Consider the following 16,112-nt stretch of genomic DNA (forward strand, 5'->3'; position numbering starts at 1 on the left):
CTGCTAGCTTATCAACATTGAAATTGCTTTGCCACACACAATTAATGTATAAGGCTGTACATTAATTGTGATGGCCGCTTCTTATTGCGCTTGTGTTAACATATCAATACAAAAATTTAAAGAAAGTAGACTACAATGAACCTAAATTTTACTTTTGGAGGTCCATAACATGTTTCCATCCTACCTAACGAATGAGCTAGAAATTTTATTTTATATAGTGAAGCGAGCTCATACGTCATTAAATGAAATTTCTTCCAATTTAAAAATTTCAAAAAGAACGGTCAAGGAAAATCTGATAAAAATAAATCAAGAATTCGAGGATACTTATCAAATCCAACATTTTATTGTCTCTAACAATAATGGCATTGTTTGTGTAAATCCAGCGTACCGAAAAAGCGCGGTCGAATACGCCTACACGTTAAAACTCAATCTTTTAAAAAACAATGTACAATTTAATTATTGCGTACAATTAGTCACACATTCTTCCATTGATAAAAACGAATTAATTAAAGTTTTATATATTTCTGAACATTATCTGGTAAAAATCACGAAACAACTGAATAACTTTTTTAAAATTTTTGATATAGTAATCGTTAGTATTAAGGGTATTTATCAATTAACTGGCAATGAATTATCGATTCGAGTGTTTTCTTTCATTTTCCTACAAGATTCCTTTCAAGAATTGGCTTGGCCTTTCTCTAAAATAAGTCTTGAAGAAATAAAAAAAAGTCTACCCGATGAACTTCTTGAACGATCCTATAAAAATGTCCGAATGAAGAAAAGAGCGTTTTATATTTTATATGCGATATTTAAAACTAGAACAAGTGCACAAAACTTCTTAAAGATGCCGCACTCTAAAAACCTGCATTCTTTTTTTATTCTGATCAATCAATACAGTCATATGACTTTATTTTTTCTTGAACACTCCTTCGCTGACATTCAATGCAAAACAAGAAAAACTGAAATTTTATACTTTAATTTTTTATCTCGCATTTTTATCCCTTATATCTTTTCGGAAAAGCAAACGAAACAAATAGAAAAATTATTTATAGAATCTAACCATCCTTATTGTGTCTTATCAAAAAAATTATTTAAGCAAGTAGCCTACTTACTGACAAATCAGCATAATTATCAATACGTTTACTATCTTTCTATTTTTAATGCTTGGTACTTTTTAACGGAGGGCAATTATTATACTTTTTTAACACTTTATTTACCGCAGCCAGAAATTTGTACTCCGTCAGATGTGGCATACTTTAATCGAATAAAAGGAACGGTGGCAAAATTAGTTCACCAAGAAACGCATTTAGAGTTACTCAGTCAACTGCTTTACACATTGTCTGTATCCGAAAAAAAAGTACAAGTGAGAATCTATTTACAAATTATCAAAGATTTTTATGCAAATTATTTTATTAAAACACGGTTATCCTCCTTATATAATACAAACGCAATCTCTATTACCGAAGACTTCACAAATGCGGATATCATCATCACAGATTCCTTCGAAAAAGCTACTTCTAATCAAGATATTTTCTACTTAGATTCCATTGAAAATGAAGAAAGTTGGCATGAGCTTACAGAATTTATTCAACAAAAATATATGGCTAAACTTAATGTTGGCTTATAATTGTGAGTTTTCTTAAAAAGAGCAAATTTGAAAAAAAATTTTAGAGGTGTATACTAGCAGAGGAATAATTTTTTAGCTTCTAATAAATTTTTAAAGAAGGAATGTTTTGTGAAATTATCTATCAAAAAATTTTTTGAGGTTTTCTTAGAATCGTCTTGGGCGTATAGTCGCCCTATACTAACTTTTGATACAAGACAGAACTGGTTTGCTCTTGTTCTTAGTATCATTATTGCAAATGCTGTTGGTGCTGTTCTAACAATAGTCTTTCCTTTCGCTTTTGTTTTAGTAAATGTTGGTAGCTTTTTGGGCACTGTAATTTGTGTCTTACCACGACATAGCTCTCCACAAAGAAGTGCCATAGATGGTATTTTAATGATTTTTCTTGGTGCCAGTCTGGGGATACTTTTACAGTCGTCAAGTATATTCATTATTTTATTATTCGTCCTTGGTTTGTATTTTTCAGGGATTGTAAGAAACTTTAGTATTGGTCTGTATATTCGATGTCTCTTTGGGACCATTTCTTTACTAGCTGGTGCGCAATTAAAAGGCAATTTGTCTATTGGTCAAACTTTTGAAGGTCTGGGTGCAATAATTTTAGGTATGTCCATCCTTTGTTTGTTCTATTGTCTTTATTCTAAGCCGCAAAATAATGAAGCACGAAAATTAGTAGCCGATTTATATGAACAATTATATTTATTAGCACAAGGAAAACCCGCACGCTATGTCCATTTCAGAATAAAAGTACGCGAATCTGTTGAAACGATGCCATGGGTCAATCATCAAAAAACACCATGGATTTATCCCTTGGTTTCACAAGCAGATGCAATTGCAGGCTCGTTAGATTCAACCAATGCAGCTGAAAATCTTCCTGCTTTAAAAGCAATTCTACTCTTTTTAAAAGGAGAACAATTAACCCTGCCTCTTCAAGAATTTGCTTCAGCAAACACCGAAATAAAATCAGCAATCCTTTTGATACAAAACAAACAATCCTTTAAAAAAATCTCATTTAAATCTTTCTTACCCACAAAAGAAGGACTTGCAGAAGCCAAAGAGATCCTTCATTCTTACAAAGGCAGCTCTGCTAGATTCGCAATTCGTTTAGCTTTAACAGGTTTAGTGTGTCATTTTTGTTCGCTTATACTTAATTACATGTACCCTTTGCCTTTAGCTAATCACGAATTCTGGGTAGTTATTTCTGGTTGTTTGATGGTTATGCCAGGTTATCATGGTACACTCGGCAAAATCACTTCAAGAACTATTGGCTCTATTTTAGGTGGTTGTTTAGGCATCTTTTTGTCTCAATTAATTGCTAACTTAACAAACCTAAATCCTTTATGGCCAATGCTATTGTCTTGTTTGCTAGTTATATTGTATGAAACCGTCCGTAAATTAAGTCAAGCATTTCTAATGCTAAGTGTGACCACTTGGTTAACTTTCACATTAGGTGGTAGTTCTGCAGGCTATACAAGAGTTTTTGATGTAATTATTGGTGCGCTGATTGCTTTTGTTATGTTTTTTATTTTCCCAACATGGCATAGTCAAGTATTACGTAAAAATATCAATAGTTGGTCAAAAACGATCAGCTCTATTTTGCTAGCGTTAATCAATGAAGAGACCACGTTGCCTAGTGATGCTTGGGTACTAGCTTATCGAGTACAACGTAGAGTAAACTATTCTATTCAAGAAATTGTTCTTGAATCTCCTATTTATAGTAACGATGCCTCTGCTGAAAGCTTAATGCAACAAAAACAACTAAATGATCAACTGTTGGAAATGCAAACTGCTATGGAAGAGCTTCTTTTAGAACTTATGAAAACACAACACTACTTAAAAAAATTAGCACCAGTTAAGCCGGATACACTAAACACTGAGTTATTTAACTATTCACAGCAAATACTTTCACTCACGAATCCCCAAAATAATCGACTAATCAACCAGTCCAAACAATCCATTTATTTTCCTCAAATTGAACAATCACTGGTAATCTTAAAAAATTCTACAGCTAATTTCTTTTTAGCAAATATCAAATGATTAAATAGACAAAAAGCCTAGGAAAAATCCAAAGGGAATTTTTCCTAGGCTTAAAAGTTGATAATCTACTGGCAGAGTAATCAATGAAAACAACCGATCTAATCGAGCAGAAAACTTGGTTTTTGTAACGGAATACCCCTGTCCTGACTCCGTTACACCGACTCAATTTTATAAACTTATCTCTCTAACATTCACAAAAAACTTTTTTTTCAGTTTCTGTGAGGATATCATTCATTCGGCCAGATTTAAATCCTTCTAAGTCAAAAGTTACATAATTAAATCCTTGTTTTTTAAGATAATCTGCAATTTTTTCTCTGTTTTCTAATAACAGAGAAAGTTTGTCTTCTGGAATTTCAATCCGTGCTAAATCATGATGTGCTCTGACACGGACAATTGGAAAACCTATTTCCCGTAAATATTTTTCACTAGCAAATACTTGATCAATAGCTGAGCGTGTTAACTTAATGCCATAAGGAATTCTTGAAGCAATGCTACATGAGGCAACTTTACTCCAATTGGAAATACCTGCGTCTTTAGCAAGTTGACGTATTTCAATTTTATATAATTTAGCTTGTTGTAGCGGACTGATGACCCCTTCTTGATCTCTTGCTCTTAATCCAGGACGAAAGTCAGTATTATCATCCATAATCATCCCATCGGCAAGAACATCAAATCCCTCTTTCTGAATAGCCGAACGAATAGTTTTATATAATAATTTTTTACTGTAGAACCAGCTATTAGGGTTATTTGCAACGATTCTATCATCCGCTAATTCGCTCATTTCAAGGCCTAACACATTTGCTCCCAATCCATTAGCTAAATCGACCGCTTTATCAAACTCATCATCAGAAAATAATTCTGAATTTACAACAACCGCAAGTACATTTTCAGAACCTAAAGTGTCCAAAGCTTTTTTTAGCAAGTAAGAGCTATCAATTCCACCTGAATATGCAACAGCCAACTTATCCATTTTTTGTAATTCGCGAACTAAATTTTGTTCTTTCGTTTTCATGACAGACATTTAAACCATCTCCTATTGATTTTCTTTTACATAATTAATTATAGACATCTCCACATTAGAAAAAATCACGATTCATAGTATCAATTATTGTCAATATTTGTACACTTAATACCGTTTTAAATGTTGTAACAAGTTAGCATTGGCTTCTATCTCTTCCTTTGAGTACCTTGTAACAGCCGAATCAAACAATAAAATGGAATCAGCTTCCTCGCAAATACTCAAATAGTCATGGGTGGAAAGGATAATTGTTTTACCAAGTTGATGCAGATTTTTTATTATCTTTTTAAATAATTTTTCCGATTCTTTTGTCAACCCAGCAAACGGCTCATCTAATAAATACACGTCTGGATTCATTACTAACAGACTAGCAAAAGCCACTTTTTTCTTTTCTCCGCCCGATAATTGATAAGGCACTTGATTGCTTAAATGGGTAATTTTTAATAAATTCAAACAATCATTAATTCTTTTTGCTGTTTCATGCTCAGATAGTTGGAGCTGTCTAGGGCCAAATGCCAATTCGTCATAAACTGTTGCATTAAATAATTGTGTGTCCGTCTCTTGAAATAATATACCCAAATGAGCATAATACTTCTTTTTATGAATAGGGTCTTTTTTCCAGGCCGTTAATGATTGTTCCATAAAATAAATCGTTCCCTCGGAAGGTTTTAAAAAACCTGCGAGCAAATTTAAAAAAGTGGATTTGCCACTGCCGTTATCTCCCATCAAAACCAGATATTCTCCTCTGGCTATTTCCAAATTACAAGGCGAAAAAACAGGCTTCGTTTGATAGCGATAAACCAAATGATTTACTCGATACATATTAGTTCCTCCCTAAATAAAGCAACCCCCCGAAAAATAAAAGATAGACAATACTAACCAAAAAATCTTTCGTTTTTAATGGTTGCTTTACTCGATAATATTGACCAGTATATCCTCTTGCTTCCATCACCATGTCCAACTTTTTCCCATACGTAAAAGATTTTAAAGAAATAAGACTGATTAAATTACTACCCGTACTCAACTGGATATTCCCACCAACTGCTCTAGCTTCTACAGCGGCAAGCAGTTGGATTAAGAGATTTCCAAAGAAAAAGATATATTTAATCGTAATATCTAATTGTAAAAGTATTATATTCGGAAAATGAAAGATTTTTAATGCTGCTATAAATTGATTCATGTTGGTTGTTTCCATATATTGACTAATCGCTATGGCTAAAAAAAACAAATGAACAATAAATAATAAACTAAATTGACCTAAAAAAAAGATCGGTAAATAGATAATCAGCGGCATCAAAATGAGGATACTAGCTTTTTTGACAATGTTTCGTAGAATAGTTGGTTTTTCAACTAAAAGTAACATGCCTAGGTAGATGCCTACGAGCCACAAAACAAGAACTTTTTGTGTAGTGCTGATTAAAACAATTAGTAAAAAAGTACTGATCAGTTGAATTGCTGGGTGTATATCACTGAGAATAGTCTTATTGCGTTTCCCGCTCACCTGAAATTTATTTAATAAAAAAAGGATTCCTTTTCGATTTTTAAGTATAAAGGTTTCTTTTTTATTAGGTTCAAAGGACGTGGAAGATTCTTTCATCCATTCAGGCATCAACTTTGCCTTCTTCCATTAAATAAACGAAAAATGAGTAAAAAAACGATTATGGCTGTTACGCCACTTAAAATATACCCAAGTGCTAATGGCAGTCCTGGAATAAAGTAATCACTGAAAAGTGCATGAAATGAAAAACCATTCACCATACCTTTTGGTTGTACCGCAGGCAAATGATTCTGTTTTAAATTCTTAACTAATTCAGATAAATCCCATTCACCCCAAGCGGTGGCATGATCAATCAAACCTAATGGACATAAAATTACCATGACCAATAACAGTCTCTTTAATCGCAACAACGGAGTCCTTTTCTTCTTTTCTTCGATAAAAATTGCATCTTTTGACACACTTTTTACAAAATTATAGACACACACGGTGAAGAGACCTTCAACAATTCCTATTACTAACAGATGGACACTCATCATTGCTGGTATAGTTATAGAAAGACCATATGGGTTATAAAGTGGCGTACCATTCGCTTCATGGAATAGTAAAGGTTGGATACCTAATAATACAGAAGTAGAAAATGCCGCAACATTTACACCAAGATACCCAGCTAAGAAAAGACCCATTGTTTCAAATTTTTTTACACGCGTAACTAGCTTATAAACTCCATATCCCACGAATGGCATCACAAACGCCATAGAAAAGGCATTTGCACCAAAAGCTAATATACCACCATCACCAAATAAACAAGCCTGTAATAGTAAAGCCACCGAAACAGACAGCGTCGCGGCCCAAGGTCCCATCAATAATGCGATGAGAACAGCCCCAACAGCGTGCGCAGTTGTTCCACCAGGTACTGGCAAATTAAACATCATTATTAAAAATGACAAGGAGGAGGAAATCCCTAACATGGTCCCTGTATCTTTTTTTAATTTAATTTGAACGTCAACTTTTTTTACCGCGCGGTACCAGACAGGTACCATAATCGCGCCCATCACTGCGCAAGTTTGTGGGCTTAAATAATTTTCTGGAATATGCATGTTCGTCAGACTCCTATCTTATCGATCAATATAATCAGCTAAATAACTTTGATCGTAAATCACAATTTTTTGTTTTTTGATATCGATGACTTTTTCCTCTTTTAAATCATGGATAATTCGGTTTACGCTATTTCTCGTTGAAATCCCGCAAAACCCCGCAATATCCTCATTAGTTACTTGAAAATCAATTAATATTCCTTCCTCTGTCTGTACACCAAACAAATCAATTAATTGATAAATAAAAGTACAAACAGCCCCTTTCTTACCATTCATTGTCATATTCTGTAAGGAACTAATACTCTCCGATAATTTTGCTCGGTAGTAATCCCGTACATAATCTTGAAGAACAGCATCTTCTCTAACATATTCCCAAAATACAGTCCTTGGTATCCGATAAAAGCTAGCCTCTTCCGACTCAATGCGGATATTAAAAGGAGCAGATGTATAATTTGATACTTCATCACGTAACAATGAAATAATGTCAGGAGACACAATATACGACAGATTAAATTCTCGTCCATCCTTTAAAATAATACTCGTCTTAACGACCCCTTTCTTTAATACATAGGTGTACGCTTCCTCCAATCCATGATAAGCGAGATAAGTATGGCGTTTTTTTTTGATAATCGGCGTCTTCTTTCTATCTAAGAAAGCTGTAAGATAATCTGACTCCATAATTGTCACTCCTTTGACTAAGTTTCTGTTTGATTCGTTAACTATTATAAACACTCTCACCAACCTTTTGTTAGCAAATGTTACCCACAATAAGGACTGTGTGATTCCTAAATTTCATTATACTTAGTCTCGTAAAATATTACTTAGGAGATGATTGCTATGGTAGAAATTAACCTACCTTATGACAAGAAAATGATTACTGCAAGAATTCCCGATAAAAATTTTATTGGGCTTCTCGAATCAAAAGCTGAACATTTTTCAAATCCATATACCGAGAAAGAAACAGTCGAAAAATCGCTGGACAATCCTATTGGAAGCCTTCCATTAGAAGAATTAGCTAAGGGTAAAAAAGACATTGTCCTTATTAGTTCCGATCACACACGTCCCGTTCCTTCACATATTATCACCCCAATTATTTTGCGTAGAATTCGTTCAGTGAACAAAACAGCTAGAATCCGGATTTTAGTTGCTACAGGCTTTCATCGCCCCTCTACACGAGAAGAACTGATTAATAAATATGGTAAAGAGATCGTAGAGAATGAAGAAATCGTTATGCATATCTCTACTGATGATTCCTCAATGGTCAAAATCGGTCAACTACCTTCAGGGGGCGATTGTATCATTAATCGCATTGCAGCAGAAGCAGATTTACTGCTGGCCGAAGGGTTTATTGAATCACACTTTTTTGCAGGATTTTCTGGTGGACGTAAATCTGTTTTACCTGGAATTGCTTCTTATAAAACCATCATGGCTAACCATTCTGGAGAATTTATTGATTCCTCCAACTCACGGACAGGAAATTTAACGGATAATCCGATTCATAATGACATGGTCTACGCTGCCGCTAAAGCGAATCTAGCTTTTATTGTTAATGTCGTTTTAGATGGTGACAAAAAAATTATTGGTTCCTTTGCAGGCGATATGGTTGAAGCGCATAAAGTTGGTTGTAACTTTGTAAAAGAAATTGCCCGTGTCAAAAAAATACCTTGCGACATTGCGGTTTCAACGAACGGCGGATTTCCACTTGATCAAAACATTTATCAAGCAGTTAAAGGGATGACCGCTGCAGAAGCAACCAATAAAGACGGCGGTGTCATTATTATGGTCGCTGGGTGTCGTGATGGTCACGGTGGTGAAGGTTTTTATGAAAATATTGCCAATGTTAAAAATCCAAACGAATTTTTAGAAGCAGCCATCCATACACCACGATTAGAAACCGTGCCAGATCAATGGACTTCGCAAATTTTAGCGCGAATTTTAGTTCATCATCATATAATTTTTGTTTCAGATCTTGTTGATCCTGAGCTTATCACTTCGATGCATATGGAAATAGCAAAAACGTTTGATGAAGCATTAGAGCGAGCATTTGAAAGAGAAGGTCTAAATGCAAAAGTGACTGTGATTCGAGATGGCTTGTCTGTCATTGTAGAATAATGATCCTTGAGAAATCAGGAATAAGGAGCGTTGTATTATGCAACCGAAAGAAATTTTAGGAGCTTTTAAAGAGGGAAAATTATCTTTAGAAGAAGCAACAAACAAATTAAATGGCTTTTGCGAATTAGACTTTGCAAAAATTGATACGCAGCGTAAAGAAAGAACTGGGTATCCAGAAGTCGTTTATGGGGAAGGGAAAACAATTGAGCAACTCATCAAAATTATCAATAGCTTAAAAAAAGAAAACAATACAATCCTAGTTACTCGCGTTTCACAACAAAAAGCCCAACCTTTAGAGTCGAACTTTCCTCATGGAACCTACTATGAACTTGCACGTTGTTTCGTTATCAACCAAATGGAGACTACAACAAAAAACTATATTGCGATAGTTACTGCTGGAACGTCAGACATGTCCGTTGCTGAAGAAGCAGCAATCACTGCAGAAACTTTCGGGAATCAAATAAAACGTATCTATGATGTAGGCGTTTCTGGCATTCATCGTTTGTTCGCTCACCTAGATGAGATTCAACAGGCTTCGGTGGTTATTGTGATTGCAGGCATGGAAGGCGCACTGGTATCCGTGCTAGGCGGACTAGTTAGCGTGCCAGTGATTGCCGTCCCTACTAGCATAGGCTACGGCAGCAATTTCCAAGGACTGACTGCTCTTTTAGGAATGCTAAATAGTTGTTCCTCTGGCGTTAGTGTAGTCAACATAGATAACGGGTTTGGTGCCGCTTATAATGCAAGTATGATTAATCAAATAAAGGAGTCTTCACTATGAAAAGCTTATTTTTAGAACCATTTTCTGGTCTTAGTGGTGATATGTTAAATGGATTGTTGCTTGACTTAGGCGGGGATTTAAACAAACTGTTAATCGAATTAAAAAAACTTCCCATCGATGGGTTCACCATTCAAGCCCAACGAATTGCTAAAAGTTGTATTTACGGAACAGATTTCGATGTTCTCCTACAACATGGAAAAAAGGATTACGGTATAAAACACAGTCTCTCTCCTCACCACGAAAATGAACATCATGAAACGAAAGAACATGCACATCATCATAGCCATTCTAGAAATTTAAAAGATATTTATACATTAATTGAAAAAAGCGACTTGTCCAATTTTGTAAAAAAACATAGTAAAAATGTTTTCTATGACATTGCAAAAGCTGAAGCTGCTGTTCATCAACAAACAATTGACACTATTCATTTTCATGAAGTCGGAGCAATTGATTCAATTGTTGACATCGTTGGCTTTTTTATCCTATGGGAACAGTTAGAGATTGAACAAGTCTATTCAACGCCAATTACAGATGGAAGTGGTACTATCACAATTGCCCATGGAGTCATGCCAATACCAGTTCCCGCGGTGATGGAATTACGTAAAGAAACGAATTTAATCATTCAACAAGACTTTGAGATAAAAACTGAACTTGTCACACCGACTGGCTTAGCTATTTTTAAAGAACTTAGTCCTCTATTTGTCGCACCAGAACAACGATTAATTGAAAAAATAGGTTACGGATTCGGCAAACGGGAAACAGGCAAGTTCAATGCCCTCAGAGGATCGATCTTTACTGAAACACATAGTAAAAAAAAGAGGACAGAACACCATGACCAAGTTTTAAAAATTGAAACAAATATAGACAATCAAACACCTGAACAGTTAGGTTACGCAATGGATCTATTATTGGAGCATGGTGCTCTAGATGTTTTTTTCACGCCCATTCATATGAAAAAAAACCGAAGTGCCATTCTATTAACGGTTTTAACAACAACAGAGGAAAAAGAATATTTTACAGAACTACTCTTTAAACATACTTCTACAATTGGTATGCGTTTTCAAACAATGGAACGTAGTGTGATGGACCGTTCTTTCAAAATCTTGGAAACACCTTTTGGTAAGGTCCATATTAAAAAAAATCATTATCATGGCCTATTGAAAGAGTCTATTGAATACCAAGATTGTGAACGAATTGCTAAACAATATAATTTTACAATTGAGGAAGTCTATCGCCTCGTCCAAACATTAAATAACAAAACTATTGATTAAAGGAGCTTTATCTTATGTTTCATCATATCTTATCAGAATTTATGGGAACTGCATTAATGATCGTATTTGGGGTAGGTGTTCACTGCGACGATGTCCTAAAACGAACAAAATACGCTGGTTCTGGTCACATGTTTGCAATCACTACTTGGGCTTTTGGAATCTCTGTTGTTCTGTTCGTCTTTGGCGGAGTCTGTATTAATCCAGCAATGGCCCTCGCTCAAGCTATTTTAGGAATGATTCCATGGTCTTACTTCATTCCCTATGTCATCGCTGAAATGTTAGGCGGCATTTGTGGCGCCGTCATTGTTTATATTATGTATGCTGATCATTTCAAGCTATCCGCCGATAGTGTCGATCCAATCGCTATTCGTAATATTTTTTCTACAAATCCGAACCAACGAAATTTACCAAGAAACTATTTTGTTGAAACTTTTGCAACATTCATTTTTTTAACATCTATTTTAGCGATTGCACATTCCTACGAAACACAACTACCCATTGCTGTTGGTTTGCTTGTTTGGGCAATCGGCATGGGGCTAGGTGGTACTACAGGATTCGCAATGAATCAAGCACGTGATTTAGGTCCTCGTATCGCCTATCAACTTTTACCAATCAAAAATAAAACCAATAATGATTGGCAATATGGTTTGATTGTTCCCGGAACTGCACCGTTTTTAGGAGCCATTTTCGCGACACTTTTCGTAAAATTTTTCCTAAAATTCTAATAAACCAACTAAATTTCTAAAACAAAAAAATATATAAAATAGAAGCTAGTCTCTAAATTTCTTCTATTTTATATATTTTTATTTTAATCACAAGATTTTTTCTGTGTCTTAGAGAGTAAGAATTTAATTTATTAGCTTTTTCGTCATCGATTTTCTGCAAAAGTCAGTTTGCTCTAACAGCTAGAGTCCTTTTTGGTGATTGTTCAGTAAGTTAATCCTGGATTGAAAACACCTAATAAAACGCCAACGAGAGAAATAACAACTAAAATAAGCATCGTCCAAATAGCGGAAACATGTTTTTTTGACATTAACCACCAACAAAACAAGGTAACAAGTATCGTTAATAGTCCTGGATAAATACTGTCAATTTTATCTTGCAGTTTAAGGAAAACTTTTCCGTCAGCACCTATTAATTTAAAAGAAGTAGTCACATTTACCCAAGATGCAAGGACCCCACCGACAACCATACTACCAATAACTCCGATAGCAACTCTAACGGCGGCTCCTTCTTTCCCAACTAAGAAACTTACTGCTTTATCACCAAAATGATAGCCTCTAAAATACAAAAAGCGTTGGCCAAAATAGGAAATTAACGTCCAAACAATAATATAAAATATGGCACCAATTGGCGAACCGCCCGTGGACATTCCTAAGGAAATTCCTAACAAGATAGGAATCAAGGTACCATCAACTAATGAATCACCAATCCCTGCAATTGGCCCCATTAATCCTGCCCTCATATCATTAATGGTTTCTCCATCAATTTCATTCTTACTTGCTCTAGCCTCTTCCATACTAGCAGTCACACCAACAATGACCGTTCCAAGCATTGGATTTGTGTTAAAAAAAGCTGTATATGCTTGAATGGCTTTCACTTGGTCTTCATGTTTTGGATAAAGTTTTTTGATAATAGGAAGCATTGAAGAAAGATAGCCGAACGTTTGCATATGCTGTTGTGAAAAACAAGTTAACGCTCCCCAAAACCATAAATGAAAAGAATGCTTTAACGTTTTTTGATCTAATTTATTTGCTTTCAACTCTTCCATCTCATATGTCCTCCTCTTCATCATCATTCGTCAGACTTCCTGTTGAATCAACCAGTTTAGTATTGTTTTTAATCAAAGCAATTTTATAAAAAATTACAGCAAAAAGAAGCGCAATAATCGTTATTGAGACTAAATTAAGTTTTAATGAAGCAGCTAATGTGAACCCTACAAAAAAAGGGACAAAATCAATGTTCTTATTAACAATTTGACGTAACAAAATTGCAATTCCCACACACGGAAGCATGCCACCTACAGTAAAAAGCGTTTTCATTGCAAGACCATCCATAGGTAATGCATCTCTCATTGCTGTAACAGCCGTAGCCCCAAAATAGGTTAAAATCACGGTTGGCAAAAAGGAAAAAAGTAGATGAGAAATCCACGGCCAACCAAAATTAATGGCATATAAATGATCAAGCTTGCCTTTTTTTATATCTTTCCAACCAAACGATTGCCAAACTAAATTTAACGCGGCAACAGAATAAAATAATACCGTTCCGATCGTTCCAACTAATGTGCCGACCGATTTAGCCAGGTCGGCTGCAGAGCCGCCAAGTGGATCTAACCCTTTGGTCGAAATCGCCACCATCGCCAAAGGAATCCCGATATATGAAATTGCCCGCACGTCAGCAGACACTGTTCCTCCAGGTGTGACTAAAGCAATGTAAACTAATTGCATCGCTACGCCACAAGCGATTCCTAATTTTAAATCTCCTAAAATAATGCCACAAACTAATCCGCCGACTAAAGGACGCCCAATCGTATAATTTCCCACCGCTTGTCCAGCCATACAAGAATTTGAACAAAGACAAGCAAATAGGCCTAAAATAGCCGCTTGTATCCAGTTGATTGTCATAATACTACTCTCCTCTTTTCAAAACTTCTAGAATCAGTAACCAAATTTAGCTTTAAAATGCGCCCAAGAACCCATTCGTTGATCAGGTAACAAGGCAAAATCCACTTTGTAACCAGCCTTTTCAATTTCTTCAAAAGCCGCTGCTTCTTCTGCTGTAAAGGATTGGTTATCCCCTAATTTAATTGTCCCTTCGCGGTCATTCCCCGGTCCAACATTAATCATTTTTACTTCACTTGGAACAAAATGCCAATCCACCAAAATTTTTTTCATATCCAAAGGGCTCTTTGTAATCAAAAAGTATTTTGACTTAGACGCTAATACTTTATCCTTTACATCAAAAAAATGCGCCATTGTCCAAATAAAGGTTTTTTTATCTTGTGCAGCTGCTTTATAAGCTTCCTTTAAAATAGGGTTACTTGCTGCTTTGTCATTCACAGCTATAATGCCATCACAAGGCATTTCTTTAGTCCAACGTAAAGTAATTAAGCCATGAATCATTCGATCATCGATTCGAACAAAAGAAATTGACATGTTCATCTTCTCCTTTAGATATCCTCTTCAGTTATATCGTTTTCAGTTACATCGTCTTCAGTTACAGTTAACTCTCTAATGCCATGACAAGCATCTGCTACTATCATTTTTTTCAAATCAGATAATTCACTAGTTTCTTTCAATAGAAGCGCATTTAAAGCCATTGGAAAATTCACTCCTCCAACAATCAGAGAATTTTCTAGCATTTTTTGCTTATCTAATACTTTACAAATAGTAGCAAGTGGACTCCCGCCTACAATATCAGCCAAAACGATTAGCCTCGTTTCCTGCGGTAATTTTTCAACTTCACAAAGAAACCGCTTACCAAAATTATCGGTAGATTCACCAGGTTGTAAGCCAAACACTCTGACTGTCTCTATCTCATCGCCAGCAAACATCCCTAATGAATTTTTTAACCCTCTAGCAAAATCGCCATGACTGACCAGAACTAAATAAGTCATTTCCTCTCACCTTTCTTAACATTTCCACTTCAAATTTTTTTAAATCACCTCTTTTTAAGAGTCCATAATACAACTTTTATAAAATGAAAATACTTGCTTCGTTCGCCTCACACTCCTTTGATAGCATGAATGTTTAACAACAGTACCTTTCTAAAATTAAAGTCATTCACTAAAAAAGTTCTAATGAATTTTGCTGTTGTAGCTTGATGACAAGGAACAATGACTTTCTTTATCCATAAAAACATTTAGTTGATTACGCTTAAAAAAATAAATAATATAGCAATTCCCAAAAAAGTTGCTTTTGAATAGTCCCTTTTCTAAATTTATTGATTCATTTTTTCAACTATTAGGTTAGCAAAGTCCCAACACACATTCCACCCACAATAGGTGTATATAGTTGTACATTATTCGGAGTTAATCAACTCATTTAAGCTATGGTAAAATAACTATATATCACTCCAATTTTCTAATTATATAGGTCATTCCAGGTCATCCTCTTTTGGATACAACAAAATGAACTTATATCGAATCTATGGTTTTATGCTCTTAATAAATTAAAAAGTAAAGTAGGGATATTTATATGTCAGCAAAAGAAAAAACGATGAAATATGGATTGGTAGGTCTCTTTTTGGGGATATTATTATTAGCTCATCTAGATTTATTAGCTGAAAATCTTAGTTATCTTCTCTTAGGATTATTACTTTTACTTGTTGCATATCTAATCTTGGTAAAAAAATTTTATTTTTTCTCAAACTTGATCCCTAAAAATACTACTGATATACATCTAAGTAAAAAATATGGTATGGCTTCTGGCATCGGCAGTTTAGTTATCGGGATTATTTTAATAATTCTGGGACTATTTTTATAGAAAAATAATTACTAAAATAAAACAAGCAGTAAAACCATAAAAAGTACACGAGAAAAGAAATCGTGTACTTTTTATGGTTACCTGTATAGCCTTAAATTTGTTCCTTTGTTACTTCTTTTTCTTAATAATGCTCTTTACAGTGCTACGTTAAAACAGCAATAAAAATTACTGAAGGGGAATTTAACTCAAATACCAA

Annotated in this window: 16 protein-coding genes; 7 read left to right on the forward strand and 9 right to left on the reverse strand. The window is 34.8% G+C overall.

Annotated features, from left to right (window positions below):
- The first annotated feature begins 169 nt into the window (after positions 1-169).
- Together IGJ24_RS07825 and IGJ24_RS07830 are read left to right on the forward strand one after the other, a co-directional pair.
- Complete coding sequence (locus tag IGJ24_RS07825; RefSeq protein WP_010822932.1) at positions 170-1,627, forward strand: helix-turn-helix domain-containing protein; 1,458 nt, start codon at positions 170-172, stop codon at positions 1,625-1,627.
- A 108-nt stretch (positions 1,628-1,735) separates the two neighbouring features.
- Positions 1,736-3,658 (forward strand): FUSC family protein, encoded by a 1,923-nt coding sequence (locus IGJ24_RS07830; protein ID WP_113793632.1) that lies wholly within the window; start codon positions 1,736-1,738, stop codon positions 3,656-3,658.
- A gap of 184 nt (positions 3,659-3,842) precedes the next feature.
- Here the strand turns inward: IGJ24_RS07830 and larE are convergent, their stop codons facing one another.
- From larE to IGJ24_RS07855, 5 genes are all read right to left on the reverse strand, one after another.
- Positions 3,843-4,679 (reverse strand): ATP-dependent sacrificial sulfur transferase LarE, encoded by an 837-nt coding sequence (gene larE / locus IGJ24_RS07835; protein WP_202564829.1) that lies wholly within the window; start codon positions 4,677-4,679, stop codon positions 3,843-3,845.
- Between the two features lie 105 nt (positions 4,680-4,784).
- The gene (locus IGJ24_RS07840; protein WP_002361995.1) at positions 4,785-5,498 is read right to left on the reverse strand and encodes an ABC transporter ATP-binding protein; all 714 of its coding nucleotides are present in this window, start codon (positions 5,496-5,498) and stop codon (positions 4,785-4,787) included.
- A gap of 1 nt (position 5,499) precedes the next feature.
- Positions 5,500-6,285: an energy-coupling factor transporter transmembrane component T family protein gene (locus IGJ24_RS07845; protein WP_289865412.1), complete on the reverse strand. Its 786-nt coding sequence runs from the start codon at positions 6,283-6,285 to the stop codon at positions 5,500-5,502.
- Positions 6,285-7,271: a cobalt transporter CbiM gene (gene cbiM, locus IGJ24_RS07850; RefSeq protein ID WP_002361997.1), complete on the reverse strand. Its 987-nt coding sequence runs from the start codon at positions 7,269-7,271 to the stop codon at positions 6,285-6,287. The genes IGJ24_RS07845 and cbiM overlap by 1 nt, the downstream gene beginning before the upstream one ends.
- A gap of 18 nt (positions 7,272-7,289) precedes the next feature.
- The gene (locus IGJ24_RS07855) at positions 7,290-7,946 is read right to left on the reverse strand and encodes a Crp/Fnr family transcriptional regulator (RefSeq protein ID WP_002361998.1); all 657 of its coding nucleotides are present in this window, start codon (positions 7,944-7,946) and stop codon (positions 7,290-7,292) included.
- A gap of 159 nt (positions 7,947-8,105) precedes the next feature.
- Between IGJ24_RS07855 and larA the strand changes: the two genes are divergently transcribed.
- The 4 genes from larA to larD are packed head-to-tail and all read left to right on the forward strand — an operon-like array spanning position 8,106 to position 12,157.
- Complete coding sequence (larA, locus tag IGJ24_RS07860; RefSeq protein WP_024041535.1) at positions 8,106-9,380, forward strand: nickel-dependent lactate racemase; 1,275 nt, start codon at positions 8,106-8,108, stop codon at positions 9,378-9,380.
- 37 nt (positions 9,381-9,417) lie between these two features.
- Entirely contained in the window at positions 9,418-10,161 is a 744-nt protein-coding gene (larB, locus tag IGJ24_RS07865) for a nickel pincer cofactor biosynthesis protein LarB (RefSeq protein ID WP_024041534.1), read from the forward strand.
- Entirely contained in the window at positions 10,158-11,432 is a 1,275-nt protein-coding gene (gene larC / locus IGJ24_RS07870) for a nickel pincer cofactor biosynthesis protein LarC (RefSeq protein ID WP_002401400.1), read from the forward strand. The genes larB and larC overlap by 4 nt, the downstream gene beginning before the upstream one ends.
- A 14-nt stretch (positions 11,433-11,446) precedes the next feature.
- On the forward strand, positions 11,447-12,157 hold the full coding sequence (larD, locus tag IGJ24_RS07875; protein ID WP_002357197.1) for a D/L-lactic acid transporter LarD: 711 nt from the start codon (positions 11,447-11,449) through the stop codon (positions 12,155-12,157).
- 203 nt (positions 12,158-12,360) lie between these two features.
- On the opposite strand, the gene IGJ24_RS07880 is transcribed toward larD, so the two are convergent.
- From IGJ24_RS07880 to IGJ24_RS07895, 4 genes are read right to left on the reverse strand one after another with little or no spacing between them, the layout of a single operon-like run.
- Complete coding sequence (locus tag IGJ24_RS07880) at positions 12,361-13,230, reverse strand: PTS system mannose/fructose/sorbose family transporter subunit IID (protein WP_025190088.1); 870 nt, start codon at positions 13,228-13,230, stop codon at positions 12,361-12,363.
- The gene (locus IGJ24_RS07885) at positions 13,205-14,056 is read right to left on the reverse strand and encodes a PTS mannose/fructose/sorbose/N-acetylgalactosamine transporter subunit IIC (RefSeq protein ID WP_002357194.1); all 852 of its coding nucleotides are present in this window, start codon (positions 14,054-14,056) and stop codon (positions 13,205-13,207) included. Before IGJ24_RS07885 ends, IGJ24_RS07880 begins: the two co-directional genes overlap by 26 nt.
- Positions 14,057-14,089: 33 nt before the next feature.
- Entirely contained in the window at positions 14,090-14,587 is a 498-nt protein-coding gene (locus IGJ24_RS07890) for a PTS system mannose/fructose/N-acetylgalactosamine-transporter subunit IIB (protein ID WP_289865411.1), read from the reverse strand.
- A gap of 14 nt (positions 14,588-14,601) precedes the next feature.
- Positions 14,602-15,048, reverse strand: a complete 447-nt coding sequence (locus IGJ24_RS07895; RefSeq protein WP_024041531.1) for a PTS sugar transporter subunit IIA — start codon at positions 15,046-15,048, stop codon at positions 14,602-14,604.
- Between the two features lie 580 nt (positions 15,049-15,628).
- Here IGJ24_RS07895 and IGJ24_RS07900 point away from each other — a divergent pair.
- Complete coding sequence (locus tag IGJ24_RS07900) at positions 15,629-15,916, forward strand: hypothetical protein (RefSeq protein ID WP_002371945.1); 288 nt, start codon at positions 15,629-15,631, stop codon at positions 15,914-15,916.
- Positions 15,917-16,112: the final 196 nt, after the last annotated feature.

This window comes from Enterococcus sp. DIV0546, from assembly GCF_051712785.1.
In the GTDB taxonomy this organism is placed as follows: domain Bacteria; phylum Bacillota; class Bacilli; order Lactobacillales; family Enterococcaceae; genus Enterococcus; species Enterococcus faecalis.